The sequence below is a fragment of the Sphingomonas rhamnosi genome, assembly GCF_036663615.1.
Classification (GTDB): Bacteria; Pseudomonadota; Alphaproteobacteria; order Sphingomonadales; family Sphingomonadaceae; genus Sphingomonas.
This window is the reverse complement of the sequence record NZ_JAXOJJ010000005.1, coordinates 48618-70557: the sequence shown is the minus strand read 5'-3', so window position 1 is coordinate 70557 and position 21940 is coordinate 48618. Positions and strand designations below refer to the sequence as shown.

At 68.2% G+C, this 21940-nt stretch carries 17 protein-coding genes; 13 read left to right on the top strand and 4 right to left on the bottom strand.

Features of this window, described 5'->3' with window-relative positions; genetic code table 11:
• Positions 1–4: 4 nt before the first annotated feature.
• From U1701_RS11910 to U1701_RS11900, 3 genes are all read right to left on the bottom strand, one after another.
• Positions 5–2404, bottom strand: coding sequence for a hypothetical protein (locus U1701_RS11910; protein WP_332782783.1), 2400 nt, complete (start codon positions 2402–2404; stop codon positions 5–7).
• A 92-nt stretch (positions 2405–2496) separates the two neighbouring features.
• On the bottom strand, positions 2497–3105 hold the full coding sequence (locus U1701_RS11905) for a hypothetical protein (RefSeq protein ID WP_332782782.1): 609 nt from the start codon (positions 3103–3105) through the stop codon (positions 2497–2499).
• A gap of 80 nt (positions 3106–3185) precedes the next feature.
• Positions 3186–4175 carry a sterol desaturase family protein gene (locus U1701_RS11900; RefSeq protein ID WP_332782781.1) on the bottom strand — a complete coding sequence of 330 codons (990 nt, stop codon included), beginning with the start codon at positions 4173–4175 and terminating at the stop codon, positions 3186–3188.
• Positions 4176–4291: 116 nt separating this feature from the next.
• Between U1701_RS11900 and U1701_RS11895 the strand changes: the two genes are divergently transcribed.
• From U1701_RS11895 to U1701_RS11835, 13 genes are all read left to right on the top strand, one after another.
• A complete protein-coding gene (locus tag U1701_RS11895) occupies positions 4292–5260 on the top strand; it encodes a LysR family transcriptional regulator (RefSeq protein WP_443026044.1) in 969 nt (322 codons plus the stop codon).
• Between the two features lie 169 nt (positions 5261–5429).
• A complete protein-coding gene (locus U1701_RS11890; protein ID WP_332783049.1) occupies positions 5430–6527 on the top strand; it encodes a putative urea ABC transporter substrate-binding protein in 1098 nt (365 codons plus the stop codon).
• Between the two features lie 181 nt (positions 6528–6708).
• Positions 6709–7485, top strand: coding sequence for an ABC transporter permease (locus U1701_RS11885; RefSeq protein WP_332783048.1), 777 nt, complete (start codon positions 6709–6711; stop codon positions 7483–7485).
• A complete protein-coding gene (locus U1701_RS11880) occupies positions 7482–8270 on the top strand; it encodes an ATP-binding cassette domain-containing protein (protein ID WP_332782779.1) in 789 nt (262 codons plus the stop codon). The genes U1701_RS11885 and U1701_RS11880 overlap by 4 nt, the downstream gene beginning before the upstream one ends.
• Complete coding sequence (locus U1701_RS11875; RefSeq protein ID WP_332782778.1) at positions 8267–9073, top strand: urea amidolyase associated protein UAAP1; 807 nt, start codon at positions 8267–8269, stop codon at positions 9071–9073. The genes U1701_RS11880 and U1701_RS11875 overlap by 4 nt, the downstream gene beginning before the upstream one ends.
• 4 nt (positions 9074–9077) lie before the next feature.
• Entirely contained in the window at positions 9078–9692 is a 615-nt protein-coding gene (locus tag U1701_RS11870) for an urea amidolyase associated protein UAAP2 (protein ID WP_332782777.1), read from the top strand.
• Positions 9689–13294 (top strand): urea carboxylase, encoded by a 3606-nt coding sequence (gene uca / locus U1701_RS11865; protein ID WP_332782776.1) that lies wholly within the window; start codon positions 9689–9691, stop codon positions 13292–13294. The genes U1701_RS11870 and uca overlap by 4 nt, the downstream gene beginning before the upstream one ends.
• Positions 13294–15078 (top strand): allophanate hydrolase, encoded by a 1785-nt coding sequence (gene atzF, locus U1701_RS11860; protein ID WP_332782775.1) that lies wholly within the window; start codon positions 13294–13296, stop codon positions 15076–15078. Before uca ends, atzF begins: the two co-directional genes overlap by 1 nt.
• The gene (locus tag U1701_RS11855) at positions 15075–16490 is read left to right on the top strand and encodes an ATP-binding response regulator (RefSeq protein WP_332782774.1); all 1416 of its coding nucleotides are present in this window, start codon (positions 15075–15077) and stop codon (positions 16488–16490) included. The genes atzF and U1701_RS11855 overlap by 4 nt, the downstream gene beginning before the upstream one ends.
• The gene (locus U1701_RS11850) at positions 16474–17406 is read left to right on the top strand and encodes a response regulator (protein WP_332782773.1); all 933 of its coding nucleotides are present in this window, start codon (positions 16474–16476) and stop codon (positions 17404–17406) included. The genes U1701_RS11855 and U1701_RS11850 overlap by 17 nt, the downstream gene beginning before the upstream one ends.
• Position 17407: 1 nt before the next feature.
• Entirely contained in the window at positions 17408–18982 is a 1575-nt protein-coding gene (locus U1701_RS11845) for a tetratricopeptide repeat-containing sulfotransferase family protein (RefSeq protein ID WP_332782772.1), read from the top strand.
• Between the two features lie 118 nt (positions 18983–19100).
• Entirely contained in the window at positions 19101–19970 is an 870-nt protein-coding gene (locus U1701_RS11840) for a sterol desaturase family protein (protein ID WP_332782771.1), read from the top strand.
• Between the two features lie 86 nt (positions 19971–20056).
• Positions 20057–20944, top strand: coding sequence for a Vgb family protein (locus U1701_RS11835; RefSeq protein WP_332783047.1), 888 nt, complete (start codon positions 20057–20059; stop codon positions 20942–20944).
• A gap of 15 nt (positions 20945–20959) precedes the next feature.
• Here U1701_RS11835 and U1701_RS11830 read toward each other — a convergent pair whose 3' ends face one another.
• Entirely contained in the window at positions 20960–21889 is a 930-nt protein-coding gene (locus tag U1701_RS11830) for an MBL fold metallo-hydrolase (RefSeq protein ID WP_332782770.1), read from the bottom strand.
• Positions 21890–21940: the final 51 nt, after the last annotated feature.

Here is a 21940-nt window from a genome sequence, read left to right as displayed (position 1 = left end):
CTTGCTAGCGCGGGTAGCCGATCGACGCCGCGGCGTTCGGCGCGTCGCGCAGTTGCAGCAACAGCCGCCCCGAGGGCGCCCGCGGCACGGGAATCGTCGTGCCCGCGAAACCATCCGGCACCCCGATAGCAGGCACGCCCGATGCGCCGGTCGATACGCTTTGCAGCAGGAACAGATCGCCGCCGCTCAGTACGCAGGACTCGCCGGCGCAGGCGAAGGCGGTCAGCGTCGGCAGGCGGACCAGCGTCGCCAGCGGCATCCAGTCGCCGGCAACCCCGTTCTCGACGACCCGATAGGTCAGCGGACCGTGCGCCGAACCGCCGAGCGCCTCCTCGGGCACGAACGTGGCGATCGCCACCGCGGTATCCTGGAGCCGGACCGGCAGCGTCTTGGCCACGGCCGGGTCGAGCGCGCGAATCTCGACCTTGGTGTCCGCGGTGAACCGGGTTCCACCCTGTGCGCGGATCGAAAAGCTGAGCTTGGCGGAGTTCGGCACGGCATCGGGCGCGCCGAGCGAGATCGGGACAGCGACCGCGCCTGCGGGCTCGACCGATTTGGCGATCAAGCTCGCGGCCGGGCGGGCGGCGGCGATCCTGGTCTTCAGCGGCACCGTCCGCCCGTCGGCCAACGTCACCGTCGCCTGATCCTGCTGCCCCGGCCGCAACGCGCCCACCGCGCCCTCGTCGGTGGTCATCACGAGCCGATCCGCCAGCCCGGCGCGCCCCAACGTCTGCGGCCGGAACGTCACGCCGCCAAGCGTCAGCGTCGCGACCTGATCCAGCCGCGTGCCGACCAGCACGCCCTCGCGGTCGCCGGCATGCAGATCGAAGCTCGTCAGGCGGCTGCCCTCGGACAGCGCCCGCAGCGTCAGCCGCTGCGGCTGGTCCGCGCCGTAGCTGCGCACCAGCAGCGTGACCGGACCCGGCGCGATACCGGTCAGGGGCACCTTGAGCGCCAGGCGATCGCCCTCCTGCTCGGCGATCGTCATCGGGGTGCGCGCGCCGTCGCGCTCCAGCGATACCTCGGCCACGCAGGCCGCGGCGCCGCCGACCAGCGTGACCGGGGTGTCACGGCCGACCACCAGCGGCGTCGTGTCCGCGAGACGCCATGCCGCGTCTGTCGTGCCCGCCAGCCGGAAACTCGGCCCCTCGAACGGGGTGAAGCCCCATAGCCCGTGCAGCGTTCCCGTCGCGCCCGGCCCAAGCGTCGCCGGCGTCGCCATCGTCGCGACGACATAGCCCCCTTGCGCCGCGTCCGCGACGACGGGGAATTCCAGCGTCTGCCCGTCCTTGCCACGCACGCGCAGCGCGACCTGCCGGGCGTAATCGGTCGCGAACAGCAGCGGGGCGCCCGCCACCGCAAGCAGCAGGTTCGGCGTATAGGCGCATAGCGCGCGGCGCTCGGTCGCCTCGACCGGCGGCAACGCGGGCGGTGCCACCGGGGGCAGAGCGGCGACGAGCACCGATTGCGGCTTGCGGAACGACGGCACCGTGTTGAGCAGCAACTCTGTGGTCGCGCCGCGCTGAACGCTTAGCGCGGGGATGAACTGCAGCTGCGCCGACTGGAACGCGCCGAGGATCCGCGCGAGATCACGGACCACGCCGATATACGGGCTGTAATAGCCATAGCCGCCCTGCGGCGTGCCGCTCAGCTGAAGCGCGATATCGGCGGGCGCCCCCGCCAGCGTTTGCGCGATCGAATTGGTCTGGCTGTCGGCGAAGACCGCCACGTTGCTACCCTGAGTCAGGCAGCCAGCGCGCGTGTCGGGCTGGCGTTGCAGGCAGGCCGGATCGGGCTTCACCCCGAGCGTCGTGGCCAGCTGCGGCGAGACGGCCGCTGCGCCGGCGGCATCGCGCTGGCGCAGCGCCTCGGCGAATGCGCTGAGCCGGGCGCTGCCGAGCATCGCCTGGTTGAGCTCCTGCGACGCGCGCACGAACGCCCCCGGCTTGCCGCGAATGGCGCCGGAAACCGCATCGACCGCGCCCTTCGTATCGGGCACCAGCAATGCCAGGACTTGCTGCGCGCCCTCGGGCACGACCGCGACGATGGTCGCCTTTTTCGGTTTCCAGCTCTCCGCCTCGAACAGCCAGTCCTTTGGCGGCGGGTTGGTGGCGCCGCGCAGGAACGCGAGCACGAGCCGGTAGCGCGCGCCCTGCTGGCGCGGCAGCTCGACCGCGACCGTGATCCGGTCGCCGGTCGCGAGATCGGGCACCTGCGACAGCGGCAGGGTCACGCCACCGCGTGCCACCGACGCACGCAGCACCGGTCCGGCGAGGTCGAAATCGCTGGCGGCTGCGGGCGACGCGACTGCGACCGAAACTGCGACCGCCACCGTAGCGAGGCGCGCGACACCGGCGCGCGACAACCAGCGATGGATGGCCGGGGAGATCAGGGAAATGTCCACGCGGTCCGTCTAGTCGCCTTTGCAGCCGTCGCAAACTCCGTGGCCGGAGTCGGCACCGCTCCTACGACGCGCGAGGGCATCGGAAAGCGGCGTCAGGCCTCCGCCAACCGCTTTCGGAACAGCGACTTGATCAGCCGATCCTCGAGGATCCGCCCGATGACATACAGCGCGGCGAAGATCCCGGCGAAGACATAGGCGGGCGTCGGCGACGGCTTCTTGTCCTCGTCCTTGTCCTTTTTCTTGCCCGGCGGATCGGGTTCGGGCGCGCCCAGCGCCTTGTCGATCGGGTTGAGCGGCACGACCTTCTTTTTCTTCGCCTCTGCGGCCTTCTTGGACTTTTCGCTCGCCTCGGGGGGCTTCTGATGCTTGCCGATCTCGATCGTCAGCTGCGCGATGCCGAGGAACAGCAGCGGCGCCAGGAAACAGAACAACAGCGCCCGGCTGAACAGAGTGTAGCGCAGCACCGCTCCGGCGACGCCGTTCTCGATTCGAAGCACGCCGTGGTCGAAGATCGCCATCCGGTCCTGCGCGGCCTGGTCCTTCTTCTCGAACGTCAGCATTCCGTCGGCGCGTTCGTGTCTCGTGCCGGTCTCGCGGAACAGCGGATCGAGCCGGTCGAAGGCCTCTTCACGCGACTGCCCTGCCGCCAGCGGCACGCTGCCCCGGACGTGCCAGATCCAGTCGATAAGGTTTGGCGTCATGCGGTCACTTTCGGGGGCGCCATGCGGTCGCGCGGACCGTAGGATGGGCAGACGATGGGATGCACGTGGGGCGGCGCCGGTCACTCGGCAGGTACCGCCGCGCCCATAGGCTGCCGCGAAAACCGCTCCCTCAGCGCCTTCCAGGCTTCGGTGAAGGGATAGGTCATCGTCTCGCGCACCGACATACGGCGCCCGCCCTCCATCCCCAGCAGTTCGGCCTCGCCATCGACGCAGGTGCCGAACAGCCGGTCGATGATAACCCAAGTGTTCGAATAGTTGCTGCGGCTTGCCTCATAGTCGCGCGAGTGATGGACGCTGTGATGCTCGGTGGTGTTGAACAGGAAGCGCCACCAGCGCGGCGAGTTGAAACGGACGTTGATGTGCTGATAGGTGCCGACCGCCAGACCGAAGCTGCCCGCGAGCAGCGCGGCGCGGGGCACGAAATCGAAGAAGCCGCCCACGCCGAGCCCGATCAGGAACAGCTCGACCGGATTGCCCACCGCGCCCTTGTTGACGTTCAACTGGGTGATGTAGTGGTGCGGCGCATGGGTCAGCCACAGCGGATGCCAGTTGTGCATCCCGCGGTGCATCCAATATTGCCCGAAATCGAACAGTAGCGAGATCGTCAGCGCCTGGACGAGCAACGGCAGCCCGGTGAACCAGGCGAACTTCTCCCAGGCGAGCGCGTGCTGGACGGCCTCGATGATCGCGCCGTCGCCGACATAGCTGTCGATCAACCGGATCACGGTGAAACCCAGCCCGACATAGAAGAGGTCGGTGGTCACCTCCTTCCAGGTCAGCCGCCAGCTTTCGTGGCGCGGGGTCAGCCATTCGAGCCCGAGTAGCAACGCCCTGAAGCCGATGCCGATGCCGATCGCGGTCGAGGCCTTGGCGATCGAATTGGGCGCGTAGAACCAGAACGCGATTAGCGCGAACAGCATCGTCGGCTGGAACCAGGTAAAGAACGCCACCTTCAGCGGGCTGCCCTCGACCTTGGGGATGTTTTCCCAACCCACGGTGACGGGGGAGTCCGCCCCGATTATCCTGTTTCCTACGCGAACGCCTGCCATCTTGTCCCCGCGAAGTCTGTGTCGCGGTACAAAATGGCCCAAATTGCTGCGCAGCGTCATACGTCATCGGACGTATACGGCAGGCGCGTTGCGCGCCGGGGGTGCGCGGCTAAGGTATGCGGCTTGAGCGTCCTGGAGTTGGTTATTTGGTTCACCGCGCGATCTTGCCCGACACGACATTCGCCAGCCGCGTCGACTGGAACCTGCTGCGCACCTTCGTCGAGATCGTCCGCGCGGGGGGGATCGGCGCCGCCGCGCGCAAGCTGAACAAGCAGCAGCCGAGCATCAGCGCCGCGTTGAAACGGCTGGAGGAGCAGGTCGGCGTCCAGTTGCTCAACCGATCGTCGGTCGGCGTCGAGATGACTCCGGCGGGCAACGCGGTGCTGGGCCTATGCGAGGAGATGCTCGAAGCCGCGCGGATGGTGCCGCACCAGGTCGCGCAGGCGACCAAGCGCATCGAGGGCATCGTCCGAATCCAGCTGATCTCGGCGGTGACGTCACCCGAATTCGACGAGGCGATCGCTAGTTTCCACCGCCGCAACCCCAATATCCATATCGAGATCCGCGTGTCGCCGTGGCGCGCGGTGCTCGACGCGCTGGAACATGGCGAGGCCGAGATCGGCGTCGGCTATGACAGCAACGCGCGTAGTAGCCTGGTCTACGAACCGCTGTTCGTGGAACACCAGCAGATCTACTGCGCGCGCAGCCATCCGCTGTTCGGGCACCGCGTAGCGCGGCTGGGCGAGCTGAAGGACGAGGGGTTCGTGCTGACCGGCGAAGACGAGCTCGACACGATCACGCGGCTGCGCCGGCGCTATCGGCTCGGCACGAGAACGACCGGTCATGCCGAGGATATCAACGAGGCGATCCGGTTGATCACGCTGGGTGTCGGGATCGGCTTTCTACCCGTCCTCGCCGCGGCCGATGCGGTGGCGAAGGGGCGGCTGTGGCCCCTGCTCCACGGCGATGACGAGCCTGCCTATGACATCTTCCTACTCGCGCGCGCGGACCCGTCGCGCGACACCGCGACGCAACTCTTCCTCGACGAAGTCACCCGCAGGCATAGGGCGCAACGCAGGGCATAGATTTTATCTATGTCTTTCATCAGAATTTTGTCTCTTCATCGATGATTCCTGCCACGGCAACGTCCGTCACAGAGGTCGCGGCCTGATCTGCCCTGCCGATAAACCCGTCTACGCGGGGGTATCGGACGCGCATTCAGGGACGTGCCCGAGTGATTAAGGGGCTTGCGTGATGGTGTCTCGACGGTGGCTAAACGGCGTTGCAGCGGCCGCGGTCCTGCTCGCGCTCGGCGGGTGCGGCAGCGGCAAGCCCGCCGGATCGGCGACCAGCGCCGAGGGCGCGAAGACCGAGTTCGCGATCGGCTGGTCGATCTATACCGGGTGGATGCCTTGGGCGTACGCACAGCAGTCCGGCATCGTGAAGAAATGGGCCGACAAATACGGCATCCAGATCCGCCTGGTGCAGGTCAACGACTATGTCGAATCGGTGAACCAATATGCCGCCGGCAAGCTCGACGGCGTGGTCTGCACGACGATGGACGCGCTGACGATCCCGGCGGCGGGCGGCAAGGACACCACGGTCCTGCTGATCGGCGACTATTCCGACGGCAATGACGGCGTCGTGCTCAAGAACGGCCGGACGATGGCCGATATCAAGGGCCGCTCGGTCAAGCTCGTCGAGCTGTCGGTGTCGCATTTCCTGCTCGCGCGCGGGCTCGAAAAGAGCGGCATGAAGCTCGCCGACGTGAAGACGGTGAACACGGGCGACGCCGATATCGTCGGCGCGTTCGCCGCGCCCGGTGTCGACGCCGTCGCGACGTGGAACCCGCAGCTGTCGACGATCCGCGCCACCCCGGGCGCGACGATGGTGTTCGACAGTTCGAAGATCCCGAACGAGATCCTCGATACGCTGAACGTCAGCACCGCTACGCTCAAGGCCAACCCCAATCTCGGCAAAGCGCTGGCGGGGATCTGGTACGAGACGATGGCGATCATGACACGCCAGGATGCGGCCGGAGCCGCAGCCCGCGCGGCGATGGCCAAGGCCGCGGGCGCGACCGCGGCGAGCTTCGACGACCAGCTCAAGACGACGCATCTCTACGCGCGTGCACAGGATGCGGCGGCCTATGCGCAGAACCCGGACCTGGTCACGGTCACCGACCGGGTCCGCCAGTTCAGCTTCGCGCACGGCCTGTTCGGCGCCGGCGCCAAATCGGCCGACGAGATCGGCATCAGCTTCGCCGGCGGCAAGACGCTGGGCAATCCCAAGAACGTGAAGCTGCGGTTCGACCCGAGCTACATGACGATGGCGGCGGACGGAAAACTATAGCCGCGCGACACGACGACGAACGGACAACGTCGGGGCGCCCGCTCGGACGAATGGAGCAGCCTGCCCGCGGGCCTGCGCAATCTGGGGACGAGATGACGCTGCTGCCATCCTTTGCCAACGCACGCCGGGCTCGGCGTCGGTGACCCGCCTCGTCGACATCCGCCCGCGGCCCGGCGCACGCATGCTGCTCGGCGCGCTGCCGATCCTGGCTCTCCTGCTCGTCTATCTGCTTGCGTCCGAAGCGCGCCATTTCGAGAACCCGGCCGACAAGGTCCTGCCGACGTTCGGCGCGATGGCGCAGGCGATCCATGACTTTACCACCGATCGCGATCCGTCCACCGACCGCATCGTGCTCGTCGCCGATACGCTCGCGAGCCTGTATCGCCTGGGGATCGGGCTCGCGATCGCCACCGCGTCGGCGCTGATCCTGGGCCTGCTGCTCGGTGTCGTACCGCTCGCCCGTGCGGTGCTCGGCCCGCTGGTTGCGATCATCGCGGTGATCCCGCCGGTCGCGGTGCTGCCGATCCTGTTCATCGTCCTCGGGCTCGACGAGGCGTCGAAGATCGCGCTGATCGCGATCGGCATTGCACCGTTCATGACGCGCGACCTGACCAGCTTCGTCGCCAGCCTGCCGGTCGAACAGTTCGCCAAGGCGCAGACACTTGGCGCCAACAGCTGGCAGACGGCCATCCGCGTCGCGCTGCCCCAGCTGATGCCCCGGCTGATCGAGGCGCTGCGGCTGTCGATGGGCCCCGCCTGGGTGTTCCTGATCGCGGCCGAGGCGGTCGCCGCCGATGTCGGGCTCGGCTACCGCATCTTCCTGGTCCGGCGCTATTTCGCGATGGACATCATCCTGCCGTACGTCGCCTGGATCTCGCTGCTCGCCATCCTTTGCGATGCGCTGCTGCTGTTCGTCAGCCGGCGCGCCTTTCCCTGGGCGCATGGAGCGGGCCGATGACCCCGCTGCTGCAGCTCCGCAACATCTGGGTCGAATACGGCGACAAGATCGTGCTCGAACGCGTCTCGCTCGCCATCGCCGAACGCAGCTTCGTCGCGGTCGTCGGCCCGTCGGGCGCGGGCAAAAGCACGTTCCTCCGTCTGATCCTCGGCCAAGAAGCGCCGACGCGCGGCCAGTTGCTGCTCGACGGCAAGCCGATGCGCGCCGAATGCGGCGCCGATCGCGGCGTCGTGTTCCAGCGTTATTCGGTGTTTCCGCACCTCAGTGCGCTGCGCAACGTGATGTTCGGGATCGAGTGTGGGCAGGCGCCCTTCGCCGCGCGGCTGTTCGGCGCGGCGCGGCGTGCGGCCCGCGACACCGCGGTCGAGATGCTCACCGCAGTCGGGCTCGAACACAGCCTCGACGTCTACCCCGCGCAGATGTCGGGCGGGATGCAGCAGCGGCTGGCCATCGCGCAGGCGCTGGTCAAGCATCCCCGCATCCTTCTCCTCGACGAGCCGTTCGGCGCGCTTGATCCCGGCATCCGCCTCGACATGCACGCGCTCATCACGCGGCTATGGGCGGAGCACGGCCTGACCATCGTCATGGTGACGCACGATATCGGCGAGGCGTTCAAGCTCGGCACGCGCGTGCTCGCCTTCGACAAGCGCCGCCACGATCCGCACGCGCCGCACCGCTTCGGCGCGGCCGTCACCTATGACCTGCCGCTCGACCGCAAGACCGCCCCGCCCGCGGCGCTGGTCGAGGCGCTCGGCGGCGATCTTTCACAGCGAGACTTAGCATGACGAACACCGCCGATCCGACCGGAGCCCGCGACCATGCCCGCGCCATGATGGGTACGCGCGTGGTATCGATGCCCACCCTCCCCGCCGCCGCGGACGACGCGCCCGGCGATGTGGTATGGGAGGAGACGATCGCGCCCGCAGGCTATGCCTCGCGCCGTATCGCGCGCGGAACGCGGCTGCGCCTGGTTGATCTCGCCGGCGATGCCTGTGCGTCGATGCTGGTCTTCAACGCCGAAACGCCGACCGAGCGGCTCAACGTCGCCGACACGCTGAAGGTGCAGTGGAACGGCTATCTCGGCACCGGCCGGCTGCTGCTGTCCGACATGGGCCGCGTCATGATGACCATTCTCGAAGACGAAGCCGGCACGCACGACGCATTCTGCGGCGCGTCCAACGAGGCGTCGAACGCGCGCGCCTATGGGAACGGCAAGAATTACGGCGCGCAGCCCAATGCGCGCGATCGCTTCATGCTCGGCGTCGCCAAGCACGGGCTCAACCGCAAGGACGTCCACCCGTGCGTGAACTGGTTCAAGGGCGTCCGCATCGCCGAGGACGGCACGACCGAACCGCAGATCGGCCCCTTCGCCCCCGGCCGCACGCTACTGCTGCGCGCGGAAATGGACCTGATCGTCGTGATCGCCAACTGCCCCCACGTGCTCGACGCGCGGCCCGACTACACCGTCACGCCGCTTCGCGCGACCGCGTGGCGCGGGAGCCCGGCGGCGGAGGACGACCCGATCCGCACCGCCACGCCGGAGGGCCTGCGCGCCTTCCTCAACACCGAAGATCTGTATGCGCGCTGAGAAGATGATCGATATGACCACCATCCGCCTCGACGAAACCGTCCCCGCCCGCGCGCCTTGGATGCATCGCATCGCGGCCGGCGAGACGCTGCGCATCGTCGATCTCGAAGGCAATCAGGCGGTGGATTTCCTGATCTACGTCGCCGCCGATGATTCCGAGCGCTACAGTGCGCAGGACACGATCGCCGCGCAGCGCAACCTGTTCCTGCGCACCGGCGCGGTGCTGCTGTCCAACGAAGGCCGGCCGATGATGACGATCACCGCCACCAACGTCGCCTATCACGACACGATCGGCGGCGCATGTTCGTGCGAATCCAACACGTTGCGGTACGGCCATCACACCAAGGCCCAGCATAGCTGCGTCGATAATTTCCTCGACGCCAATGTCCGCGCCGGCCGCGGCAAGCGCGACATGGTGTCGAACATCAACTTCTTCATGAACGTGCCCGTCGAGGCCGACGGCACGCTCGGCATCGTCGACGGCATTTCCGCACCCGGCCTGACCGTCGATCTGCGCGCGGAGATGGACGTAATCGTCGTCGTCTCCAACTGCCCGCAGATCAACAATCCGTGCAACGGCTTCAACCCGACGCCCGTGCGCATGCTGGTGTCCGCATGATGTTCACCAAAGTCCTGATCGCCAATCGCGGCGCGATCGCCTGCCGCATCATCCGAACATTGAAGGCGATGGGTGTCGGATCAGTCGCCGTGTTCAGCGATGCCGATGCCGGCTCCGCGCATGTCGCGCAGGCCGACGAGGCGGTCCGCATCGGCCCCGCGCCGGCCGCAGAGAGCTATCTCAACGTCGAGGCGATCCTCGCTGCGGCGGAAACGACCGGAGCGCAGGCGATCCACCCCGGCTATGGCTTCCTGTCGGAGAACACCGCCTTCGCCGAAGCGTGCGCCGCGCGCGGAATCGCGTTCATCGGACCTACCCCCGACAACATCCGCGCGTTCGGCCTGAAGCACACCGCGCGCGACCTCGCCGCCGCGCAGGGCGTGCCGCTCGCCCCCGGCACCGACCTGCTCCGTGACGAAGCCGCTGCGGTCGAGGCCGCCGCGACGATCGGCTACCCCGTCATCCTGAAGGCGACCGCCGGCGGCGGCGGCATCGGCATGAAAGTATGCGCGGACGAGGCCGATATCCGCGAGGGCTTCGCCACCGTCGCGCGGCTCGGCGCGGGGAATTTCGGCGACGGCGGCGTGTTCCTCGAACGCTATGTCGCACGCGCGCGGCATATCGAGGTGCAGGTGTTCGGCGACGGCGCCGGCGATGTCGTCGCACTCGGCGAGCGCGACTGCTCGCTCCAGCGCCGCAACCAGAAGGTGGTTGAGGAAACCCCCGCCCCGCTGCTCCCCGCCGCGACGCGCCAGGCGCTGATCGACGCCGCTGTCCGCCTTACCAGCGCCGCGAACTATCGCTCGGCAGGCACGGTCGAGTTCCTCTACGATCCCGAACGCGACGACTTCTTCTTCCTAGAGGTCAACACCCGGCTGCAGGTCGAACACGGCATCACCGAGCAGGTGACCGGCGTCGACCTGGTCGCCTGGATGGTGCGCGGCGCGGCCGGCGACTTCACCTTCCTCGACGGCTTCGAGGCCAGGCCCGTAGGCGCGTCGATCCAGGTCCGTCTCTATGCCGAGGATCCCGCGCACGACTATCGGCCGAGCTCGGGCCGGCTCGTCGGCGTGTCCTTCCCTGAAGGCCCGCGCGTCGACAGCTGGATCGCCGCGGGCACCGAAGTCTCCGCCTGGTACGATCCGATGCTCGCCAAGCTGATCGTCACCGCCCCCACCCGCGACGCTGCGGTGGCGGCGATCCAGGACGCGCTCGACCACACGATGATCGCCGGGATCGAGACCAACCTCGACTGGCTGCGGACCGTGGTGAGCTCCGACGTCTTCACCAGCGGCGAAGTGTCGACTCGAGCCCTAACCGACATCGCCTACACCCCGCGGACGATCCGCGTGCTCGCCGGCGGTGCCTCGACCACGGTGCAGGATTATCCCGGCCGCCTGGGCCTCTGGGATGTCGGCGTGCCGCCCTCGGGACCGATGGACGCGCTGGCCTTCCGCCTCGGCAACCGCCTGCTCGGCAACGACGAAGGCACCGCCGGTCTCGAGATCACCGCCGCCGGGCCGACCCTCTACTTCAACATCGCGACCCGTCTGTGCCTGACCGGCGCCGATTTCGGTGCGACGCTCGACGGCGAGCCGGTCGCCACCTACGCTCCCGTCGACATCGCAGCCGGCCAGACGCTCAAGATCGGCCGCGTCGCCGGCGGCGGCATGCGTGGCTATATCGCGGTCGGGGGCGGGGTCGACGTGCCGCTGTTCCTCGGCAGCCGCAGCGCCTTCACGCTCGGCGAGTTCGGCGGCCATGCTGGCCGCGCGGTGATGACCGGCGACACGCTCCACCTCGGCCGCACGGACGTTGCTTCGGTATCGGCAATACTCGCCCCCGACGACCAGCCCGCGATCACGCGCGACTGGAAGTTGGCCGTGCTCTACGGCCCGCACGGCGCCCCCGATTTCTTCACCGCCGATGACATCGCGATGCTGCGCGAGACCGCGTGGAAGGTGCATTACAACTCCAACCGCACCGGCGTGCGACTGCTCGGTCCCAAGCCGCATTGGGCGCGCCAGGACGGCGGCGAGGCGGGGCTCCATCCGTCGAACATCCACGACAACGCCTATGCGATCGGCGCGGTCGACTTCACCGGCGACATGCCGATCATCCTCGGCCCCGACGGCCCGTCGCTCGGCGGCTTCGTCTGCCCGTTCGTGGTCGCGCAGGCGGATCTGTGGAAGGTCGGCCAGCTCGCACCCGGCGACACCGTCCGCTTCGCACCGATCGACAACGCGACGGCGGTCGCTGCAGAGGTGGCGCAGGACCGGCTCGTCGCGACGCTATCCGCTGCGCCCGCCCCGGCCCCGCTGGAGCATCTCGGCTCGCCGATCTTGCGCGCGATCGACGCGCAGGGCGTCCGTCCAGCCGTCATCTATCGCCAGCAGGGCGACCGCAACCTGCTCGTCGAGTACGGCCCGATCATGCTCGACCTTGAGCTGCGGCTGCGCGTCCACGCGCTGATGCTCGAGATCGACACGATGGGCCTGCCCGGCATCATCGACGTGACGCCCGGCATCCGCTCGCTGCAGATCCACTATGATAGCCGCCAGTTAAGCCAGGCCGCCTTGCTCGACGCACTAGCCGCCGCCGAAGAGCGACTGGGCGGGCTCGACGATTTCGAGATTCCCTCGCGCGTGATCCATCTGCCGTTGTCGTGGAAAGACCCGGCGATCTACCAGACGATCGACAAATATATGGAGTCGGTCCGCGACGACGCGCCCTGGTGCCCCGACAATATCGAGTTCATCCGCCGCGTAAACGGGCTGAACAGCATCGACGATGTCCAGCGGATCGTGTTCGACGCCGAGTATCTCGTAATGGGTCTCGGCGACGTCTATCTCGGTGCGCCAGTCGCGACGCCGATCGACCCGCGCCACCGCCTCGTCACCACCAAATACAACCCGGCGCGCACCTGGACCCCGCCCAACGTCGTCGGCATCGGCGGGGCGTATATGTGCATTTACGGCATGGAAGGGCCCGGCGGCTACCAGCTGTTCGGCCGCACCATCCAGGTGTGGAATGCGTGGCGCCAGACCGACGCGTTCCGCGACGGCAAGCCGTGGCTGCTGCGCTTCTTCGACCGCATCCGCTTCTTCCCCGTCAGCCATGACGAGCTGACCGAATGGCGCCGCGACTTCCCGCTCGGCAGGCGGGCGATCCGGATCGAGGAGGAGGTGTTCCGCCTTTCCGACTACCGCGCCTTCCTCGCCGACAACGCCGCGTCGATCACCGCCTTCCAGGCGCAGCGCCAGGCCGCCTTCGACGAGGAGCGCGCCGACTGGGAACGCAATGGCGAGTTCGACCGGGTCGCGGCGTTGACCGAGGAGGCAGGCGCGGGTGCCGAGACCGCCGACATCGACCTGCCCGACGGCTGCGAACTGGTCGAGGCGCCGCTTGGCGGCAGCCTGTGGAAGCTGCTGGTCGCCGAAGGGGCAAGCGTGACGGCGGGCGACACGATCGGCATCATCGAGGCGATGAAGATGGAATCGCCGGTGCTGAGCCCCGTCACCGGCATCGTCCGCCGCGTTTATGTGCAGGAGCGGCAACCGCTTTCACCCGGCGGCGCGATGCTTGCGGTGGAGGTCGCGTGATGGACGTGCCGTTCGAAGTCGGCTCTATCGCCGCCGCCGTCGGCGCCGGGCGCACCGATGCGGTGACCGTCGCCCGCGACGCGCTCGCCCGGATCGACGCTTATGCCGCGATCCAGCCCGCGGTTTGGATCACCCGTATCGCCGGCGCAGACGTCCTGGAAGCGGCACGACGCGTTGATGCCCGCATCGCTGCTGGCGAGACATTGCCGCTCGGCGGCGTGCCGTTCGCGATCAAGGATAACATCGATCTGGCGGGCGTCCCGACCACCGCGGCCTGCCCAGACTTCGCCTATACGCCGGCCGTATCCGCAACGGTGGTGGATCGCCTCGTCGCGGCGGGTGCGGTCCCGATGGGCAAGACCAATCTCGATCAGTTCGCGACCGGGCTCAACGGCACGCGCAGCCCGTACGGCGCGCCCGCCTGCGTCTTCAACCGCGCCTATGTCAGCGGCGGATCGAGCTCGGGTTCCGCGGTAGCGGTAGCGGCGGGACTCGTCGCGTTCGCGCTCGGCACCGACACCGCCGGATCGGGCCGCGTGCCTGCCGCGTTCAACGGCCTGGTAGGCATGAAACCCACCAAGGGACGCTGGAGCACCGCCGGTCTCGTCCCCGCCTGCCGCACGATCGACTGCATCACCGTGCTGACCCACAGCATCGCCGACGCGCGAGCGGTCGACGCGGTGGTCGCGGGCTTCGACGCCGCGGACGCCTATTCCCGTCGCTGCGAGGATCGTCCCGTCGCGCCGCGCCGGATCGGTGTGCCCCAGCCGGACCAGCGGCTCTTCCTCGGGGACGCGACGTCCGAGCGCCTCTACGATCAGGCGCTGACGACGCTCGCCAAGGGCGCGGAACTCGTGGAGATCGACATGACGCCGCTCCGCGAGGCGGCGATGCTGCTCTATGGCGGCCCGTGGGTGGCAGAGCGCACTGCCGCTGCCCTGCCATTGCTCGATACGAACCCCGAGGCGATCAACGCGACCGTCCGCGCGATCATGAAAGACGGGCGTTCCGTCAGCGGCGTCGATGTGTTCGAAGGCCAATACCACCTCGCCGCACTGCAACGCATCGCCGACGCGATGTGGCAGGACATCGACCTGCTTGCGCTGCCGACCACGCCGACGATCTATCGCATCGCCGAGATGCGCGCTGCGCCGATCGCGCTCAACAGCAACCTCGGCGTCTACACCAATTTCGTGAACCTGCTCGACATGGCCGCGCTCGCGCTACCCGCGGGCTTTCGCGACAACCGCACCGGCTTCGGCATCACGCTGATCGGCCCCGCCTGGACCGACCAGGGCCTGCTCGATGCGGGCGAGACGTATCTCGCCGCCGCCGCGCTTCCCCCTTCCCCGCCCCTGACCATCGAGGACCCTATGGACACCGTGAAGCTCGCCGTCGTCGGCGCCCATCTCGAAGGCATGCCGCTCCATTGGCAGCTCACCTCGCGCGACGCGCGGTTCGTCAGTGCCACCACCACCGCGCCGTCCTATACGCTGTACGCGATGGCCAATTCGACCCCGCCCAAACCCGCGCTGATCCACGCCGGCGACGCTGGCGGCGCCGCGATCGCGGTCGAGGTCTATGAGCTCGATGTCGCGGCGTTCGGCAGCTTCGTGGCGGAGGTGCCCGCCCCGCTCGCGATCGGCTCGGTCACGCTTGCCGACGGATCGACCGTCAAGGGCTTCGTCGCCGAACCGCGCGCGATCACCGGCGCCGAGAACATTACCGCGCTCGGCGGCTGGCGCGCCTATATCGACACGCTGCAACGTCCGGGCGGATCATGACCGCATCGCAGTCGATCGACATCGCCGACCTGCAGCGCGCCAAGGCGACCGCAGAGGCCGCCAACGAGGCGAAGACGCGCTATCTCGTCGCGGTGAGCCACGAGATCCGGTCGCCGCTGAACGTCATCTACGGCTATGCGCAGCTGCTGGAGCGCGACGACACGTTGTCGGGCGCGCAGGTCGGCACGATCATCCGGCGCTCCGCCGAGCATGTCACCAATCTGGTCGAAGGGCTGCTCGAAATCTCGCGGATCGAGAGCGGCGTGCTGACGATCCGGTCGGACCTGATCGACATTCGCGGGCTGCTCGATCACGTCGTCGCCATGTTCCGCGCGCAGGCGGCCGCCAAGGGCCTCGCGCTGACGCTCGACGTCGAGGACCGGCTGCCGGTGCAGGTCAAGGCCGACGAGAAGCGGCTGCGCCAGATCCTGATCAACCTCGTCTCCAACGCGGTCAAATACACGCAGGCCGGCAGCGTCGTGGTCACCGTCCGCTATCGCAGCCAGGTCGCCGATATCGAGGTCCGCGATACCGGAATCGGCATCGCCGCAGACGACATCGACCGCGTGTTCGAACCCTTCGAGCGCGGCAGTACGGAGGAAGCACGACGTCAGCCCGGGATCGGCCTGGGTCTCGCGATCACGCGCGTGCTGGCGAGCGTGCTCGGCGGTGACGTCGCCGTAACGAGCACCCCCGGCGTCGGCAGCAGCTTCCGCTTCCGCGTCATGCTCCCCGCGCCGATGGTCGCGGTGCGCGCCACCGCGCAGGGGGCGAAGATCACCGGCTATGCGGGCGCGCGGCGCACCGTTCTGGTGATCGACGACGATCCCGCGCAGCGCACCATCCTGCAGTCGCTGCTCGGCGCGCTGGGCTTCGTCGTCCATACCGCCGCCAATGGAACCGAAGGTCTGGACCTGGCGAAGCGCACCGCGGCCGACATCGTGCTGCTGGACATCCAGATGCCCGGGCTGAGCGGCTGGGACGTCGCCGATCGGCTTCGCGCGGCGCACGGCGCGGCGCTCCGGATCGTGATGGTGTCCGCCGACGCGCACGAATTCCGCGCCGGCGGCGATGGCCAAAGCAGCCACGATGCGTTCATCACCAAGCCGGTCGAACTCGACGCGCTGATCGCGCTGATCGGCACCCAGCTCGACCTGTGTTGGGAGGAGCAGGCGATCGACGCGCCGGAGACGCCGGCGTCATCGGTGCTCCTGCCACCGACGGCGACGCCGTTTCTCGATCGCCTGCGCGACCTCGCCCCGCTCGGGCATGTCCGCGGCCTGGAAACGACGCTCGATGCCTTCGAAAAGGCGGTCCCGGCCGCCGCGCACCTGGTTGCCGTACTGCGGCGCCAGCTCGACGATCTCGACCTCCGTTCGCTGCAGAAGACGATCGATGACGCAGCGCATTGAACCTGCCGACGCCGCCCGGCCGGTCATTCTGGTCGTCGACGACGCGCCCGATGCGTTGCGGTTCCTGACCACGACGATCGAAAGCGCCGGGATGACCGTGCTGATCGCGATCGACGGGCTCGCCGCGCTCACTCTGCTCAAGACCGTCACGCCCGACCTGATCCTGATGGACGCGGTGATGCCCAATCTCGACGGGTTCGAGACCACCCGGCGGATCAAGGCGATCCCCGCGTTTCAGCACCTGCCGATCATCTTCATGACCGGGCTGACCGAGACCGGCGACGTCGTGCGCGGGCTCAACGCCGGGGGAATCGACTTCGTCAGCAAGCCGATCGTTATCGACGAGCTGCTCGCGCGGATCCGCGTTCACCTGACCACCGCGCGAGTCGCGCACGGCAGCCAGCTTGCGCTCGACATGAGCGGGCGGCCCGCGCTGGCGGTCGACGGCGCGGGCGAGCCGCAATGGCTGACCCCGGCGGCGAGCGCGATGCTCGAACGGCTGTTCCCCGGCTGGTCCTGCGCCTCCGCCCGGCTGCCCGAGCCGTTCCTGCAGGCGCTCCGCCTCTTGCAGGCGCGCGCACCGACGCCCGGTGCCTGCATCACCGTGGCCGCCGGCGATCGCACGCTGGAGGCCGGGCTGCTGCGCAACACCGCCGCCGACCAATGGGTGTTCCGCCTGACCGAGCGCCACGAGGGCGAGGAACAGGCGATGCTCGCCGCCCAGCACGGCCTCACCTCGCGCGAGGCCGAGGTGTTGCTGTGGATCAGCCGCGGCAAGCAGAACCGCGAGGTCAGCGCGATCCTGGAGATCAGCCCGCGCACTGTGAACAAGCATCTCGAACAGATTTTCGAGAAGATGGGGGTGGAAAACCGCGCGTCGGCGACGGCGATCGCGGTCACCACGCTGACTCGCTAGCATGGCGGAACCGGCCACCCCGGCAGCGGCGATCCGCGCCGCCCTGGCACGCGGAGATAACGGCGCCGCGCATGCCGCGGCGACCCGCTGGCAGAACGATGCACCGGGCTGCGCCGAAGCGGCGTTCCTCGCCGGGATCAGCGCTGCCGCCCTCGGCAAGGTGCGCATCGCGATCGAGCTGATCGAAGCCGCGGTCGCGCGCGACGGCCACGGCGAATATCGCGCCCAACTCGCGCGGCTCTACACGCTCGTACGACGCGATGCCGATGCCGCCAGGACGCTGGCCACCGCGGAAGCATCACCCCCGACCGACGCACTCGGGCGCGATACGATGGGGTGCGTTTACGCACGGCTCGGCGATCACGCCGCCTCGCTCCCGCATTTCGCCGAAGCAGTGCGGCTCGCGCCCGCGAACACCGCATTCCGCTATAATCAGGCCGCAGCGCTGAGCTTTGTCGGGCGGCAGGACGAGGCGGACCACGCGCTCGAGGCGCTGCTCGCGCTGGCGCCGGACGACGCGCGCGCGCATCATCTGCTCGCCGGGCTGCGCCGTCAGACGCCCGAACGCAACCACATCGACCGCCTGGCCAGCATCCGCAAGACGGCCCGCGCACCGCACGACCGCCTGCTGCTCGGCTATGCGCTCGCCAAGGAGACCGACGACCTCGCCGACCCCCGCGGCGCGTTCGCCATTCTCACCGAAGCCAATGCCGAGCACCGCGCGACCCTCCCCTATCGCTTCGCCGACGACGCCGCCAATTTCGATGCGGTCGAGGCGTGCTGGCCCGCGATCGCCGGCGCGCGCGTCTCCGATCCCTCGCCGGAATCGCCGATCTTCGTCATCGGCATGCCACGCACGGGCACCACGCTGGTCGACCGTATCCTGTCGTCGCACCACGACGTCGAGAGCGCCGGTGAACTCCAGGCGATGCCGCTCGCGGTGAAGGCGGCGGGTGGCACGCGCAGCCGCACCGTCCTCGATCCCGAAACCTTGCGCGCCGCGTCACGGGCGGATCCCGGCGCGATCGGTCGCGACTATCTCGCCCGCGCCGCCGCACACATGCCCGGCGCGCGTCCGCGCTTCGTCGACAAATTCCCCGGCAATTTCGTCTATGTCGGCATGATTGCCCGCGCGCTGCCCAACGCCCGGATCGTCTGCCTGCGCCGCAACCCGATGGACACGATTCTCGCCAATTTCCGCAACCTGTTCGCGATCGGCTCGCGCTATTACGACTATAGCTACGACCTGCTCGACATCGCCGCCTATTACCAACGCTTCGACCAGCTGATGACGCTGTGGCGTCAGGCATTGCCCGGGCGCGTGCTAGACCTCAGCTATGAATCGCTCGTCGACAACCAGCGCGAAGAAACCGCGCGCCTGCTCGCGCATTGCGGGCTGGACTGGTCCGACGCCTGCCTGGATTTCCACGCCAATGCGGCCCCGGTCTCGACCCCGAGCGCGGCGCAGGTCCGCCGCCCGCTGTACCGCGACGCGGTGGATCGGTGGCGGATCCACGCGGATGCCCTGGCACCGGCCCGCGCGTTCCTGATCCGCCACGGCATCGCGGTCGAGTAGCCCACCGCGTACGTCATTCGCACACCTGTGACGGCCGTTCGTCCGGCCTATCCTGCAACCGCAGGTCGGCCATTTGTTCGCCGGCGCCAGCGGATGGAATGCGATGAACACTGTCCTGATGCGTTACGTGCAACCCGTGATGGTCGCCGCGGTCGTGCTGTTCTGGGCGCTCGGCCCGAAGGACTGGATCGCGAGTCCCTGGTCGGTCGTGGTCGCAACCCTGCTGACGACCGCGCTGATCCAGGCGCTCGAATGGGTCAACGAACGCCATGCGAGTTGGCGGCTGACCAAGCGTGAATTCTTCACCGACGTGTTCTACGTGGTCCTCAGCTACACGGTGATTGCCTGGGCGACGCGGACGCTCGCCGATGATCCGCTCGTGGCGCTGAAGCAGTCGCTCGGCATCGCGACGCCGTGGGCGATGCAGATGCCGTTCGTGCTGCAGGTCGCGCTGGTCGTCGTGCTGATCGAGTTCGGGCAATATTGGATGCACCGTCTGATGCACAACCAGGCGTTCTTCTGGTCGACGCACGCGCCGCATCACCACCTGACCCAGCTCAATGCGATGAAGGGCGCGGTCGGCAACCCGATCGAGCTGTTCCTGATCACGCTCAGCGTCGTCGCGCTGCTCGATCTGCCGCAGGCCGCGATCTTCTGCGGGCTCAACATCCTGACGGTGGTGTCGACCTTCGCGCACGCCAACACGCGGTTCGATCCGCCGCGCTGGTATGGCTTCGTCTTCACGACGATCCGCAACCACAGCCTGCACCATTCGACGAGCTATGAAGCGACGCGCTGCAATTTCGGCAATTCGCTGATCCTGCTCGATCGCATCTTCGGCACCTATTGCGAGGGCGAAGCCGAACTGGTCGGTCAGGACGAGCGGCGGCGGCTGTCGGTCCCCGAACAATTCCTGTTCCCCGCACGGCCCCTGATCGACCGGATCAAGGCGCGGCGCGAGCAGTCCGATGTGGAGGCGGCCGTCTGATCCGAACGACCCCTGACCGACCACGACAGCGTTTGGAGACCAGCGTGACATTGAAGACATGGGCTGCCGCCGTGATCGGCAGCTGGATGGCGATGACCCCGGCATTCGCCGAAGCCCCCGCCGAGAAAGTCATGACCGTTCCCGGGTTCGCGGATTTCCTCGCGGTCGACGGCGATACGGTGTGGGCGACCAATGTCGGCCGCGTCGAACGCTGGTCACTCGACGGCAAGCGTGCCCCGGTCGCGATGGCGCATCCGTGCGGCGCGATGGCGATCGCGTTCGACTCCTTGTGGGTCGCGGACTGCAAGGACCTGACCCTCACCCGTATCGACATCAAGACCGCGAAGATCACCGCGGTCGTCGCCACCGGGATCGCCAATCCGAAGGGCGAGCTGAACGTCGTTGCCGGCGCGGGATCGATCTGGGTGGCGAGCGACGCAAAGGGCGCGATCGCCCGCGTCGACCCCGTAACCAATACCGTCACCGCGACGGTCAAGACCAATCCGGACGGCTTCTACCTCACCTTCGGCATGGGATCGCTGTGGGCGGCCAGCGGGACGCAGAACAGCCTGCAAAAGATCGACCCCGCGACCAACAGCGTCGTCGCCACGACCGCACTCGGCCGCGAGCCCGGTTTCCTCACCGCCGGCGAGGGCGCAGTCTGGGTGCAGGAACAGGGCGACGGCACCGTCGCGCGGATCGATCCGGCGACCGGTGCGGTGTCGGGTCGGGTCAAGGTCGACGCGACGCTGAAATATGGCGACATCGACACCGGCGGTGGCAAAGTGTGGCTGCGGACCACGGCGGGCCAGACCTTCGTGGTGATCGACCCCGCGTCGCTCGCGATCACCGCGCGGCTGGGCAAGCCCGCGGGCAGCGGTGCGTTGCGCTATACCGCCGCGGGCGTGTGGACCACCGCGCACGACGCGCACACCATGTCGTGGTGGGCGAAGCCGGAGACGCTCGGGAAGTAGTCGGGCGTGAAATGATCAGTCGGGTCGGGGCGCGACCGGATACACGATGAAATCCGGATGCCGATCGATCGCTGGTGGCGATTCTGCCGACGTGGCTGCCTTGTCCAGTTCCCCGATCGCCGACGGCGGCAGCGCGAGGGCGTGCTCGGACGGATGTGTCGGCGCCTCCATCGGGTAATCCTGCCCCGGCGTCGTCGTCATCTCGATATGCGCGCCGAGCAGTGCGCGAACCGGATGCGTCCTGGCAAACGCCGCCAGCCGATCCGCGCTCGCCCGGAAGGCATCGAAACGGTCGCGCGGGACGTACAGCCGGCCGGGATAGAGCATGTCGCCCGAGAACATCAGCCGCGTGCGCGCGTCATAGACCATGATGTGCGCGGGCTCGTGCCCCGGGGTCGGGACGATCTCGAGCACGCGCCCGCCGAGATCGAACCGGCCGATCTCGCGCCGCCAGTCGCGAATGCCAAAGAACGCGGCGACCTGGTCGGGCTTGAGCCCAACGACGTCGGTATCCGGCCGCGCGCGGAATTCGTCGTCACCACCGTGATGATCGCCGTGGCCATGCGAATGCGCGACGATCAGCCGGATCGGCCGACCGGCATGACGGGCGCGCCAGTCGTCGACCAGCCGGTCGACCGTCGGGCGGATCTTGAGCCCGCCCGCCCCGCTATCGATCAGCAGCGCGCGATCGCCGCCGAACAGCAGATACAGGAACGGCGCTTCGAAATTGGTCTTGACCGACTGGCGGATGACGAAGGTATTGGCATCTATTCGCTGCACCTGCGTCTCGGGCTCGGTCGGCGTCGTGCCGTCGATCCAGTGCGCAAATCGTGGCCCGACGTCGACAGGTGCAGCACCGACGACGCATAGCGCACCGGCGATCAGCGCCGTCGCACGGCACAAGGCAGCGCGGCGCCCGCCACGGAGGAAGTTCGATCGTTTCATACGCAAAGCGTAGGTTGCGCCATCATGGCAACCATACGCCATTTGACGGAG

Bases quoted from the DNA above. Each gene is read 5' to 3' on its own strand.
- U1701_RS11845 (WP_332782772.1), top strand. From the start codon at position 17,408: ATGGCGGAACCGGCCACCCCGGCAGCGGCGATCCGCGCCGCCCTGGCA.
- U1701_RS11885 (WP_332783048.1), top strand. From the start codon at position 6,709: ATGCTGCTCGGCGCGCTGCCGATCCTGGCTCTCCTGCTCGTCTATCTG.
- U1701_RS11880 (WP_332782779.1), top strand. From the start codon at position 7,482: ATGACCCCGCTGCTGCAGCTCCGCAACATCTGGGTCGAATACGGCGAC.
- U1701_RS11830 (WP_332782770.1), bottom strand. From the start codon at position 21,889: ATGAAACGATCGAACTTCCTCCGTGGCGGGCGCCGCGCTGCCTTGTGC.
- U1701_RS11855 (WP_332782774.1), top strand. From the start codon at position 15,075: ATGACCGCATCGCAGTCGATCGACATCGCCGACCTGCAGCGCGCCAAG.
- U1701_RS11870 (WP_332782777.1), top strand. From the start codon at position 9,078: ATGATCGATATGACCACCATCCGCCTCGACGAAACCGTCCCCGCCCGC.
- U1701_RS11895 (WP_443026044.1), top strand. From the start codon at position 4,292: ATGCGGCTTGAGCGTCCTGGAGTTGGTTATTTGGTTCACCGCGCGATC.
- U1701_RS11875 (WP_332782778.1), top strand. From the start codon at position 8,267: ATGACGAACACCGCCGATCCGACCGGAGCCCGCGACCATGCCCGCGCC.
- U1701_RS11850 (WP_332782773.1), top strand. From the start codon at position 16,474: ATGACGCAGCGCATTGAACCTGCCGACGCCGCCCGGCCGGTCATTCTG.
- U1701_RS11835 (WP_332783047.1), top strand. From the start codon at position 20,057: ATGGCGATGACCCCGGCATTCGCCGAAGCCCCCGCCGAGAAAGTCATG.
- U1701_RS11905 (WP_332782782.1), bottom strand. From the start codon at position 3,105: ATGACGCCAAACCTTATCGACTGGATCTGGCACGTCCGGGGCAGCGTG.
- uca (WP_332782776.1), top strand. From the start codon at position 9,689: ATGATGTTCACCAAAGTCCTGATCGCCAATCGCGGCGCGATCGCCTGC.
- U1701_RS11840 (WP_332782771.1), top strand. From the start codon at position 19,101: ATGCGTTACGTGCAACCCGTGATGGTCGCCGCGGTCGTGCTGTTCTGG.
- atzF (WP_332782775.1), top strand. From the start codon at position 13,294: ATGGACGTGCCGTTCGAAGTCGGCTCTATCGCCGCCGCCGTCGGCGCC.
- U1701_RS11890 (WP_332783049.1), top strand. From the start codon at position 5,430: ATGGTGTCTCGACGGTGGCTAAACGGCGTTGCAGCGGCCGCGGTCCTG.
- U1701_RS11900 (WP_332782781.1), bottom strand. From the start codon at position 4,175: ATGGCAGGCGTTCGCGTAGGAAACAGGATAATCGGGGCGGACTCCCCC.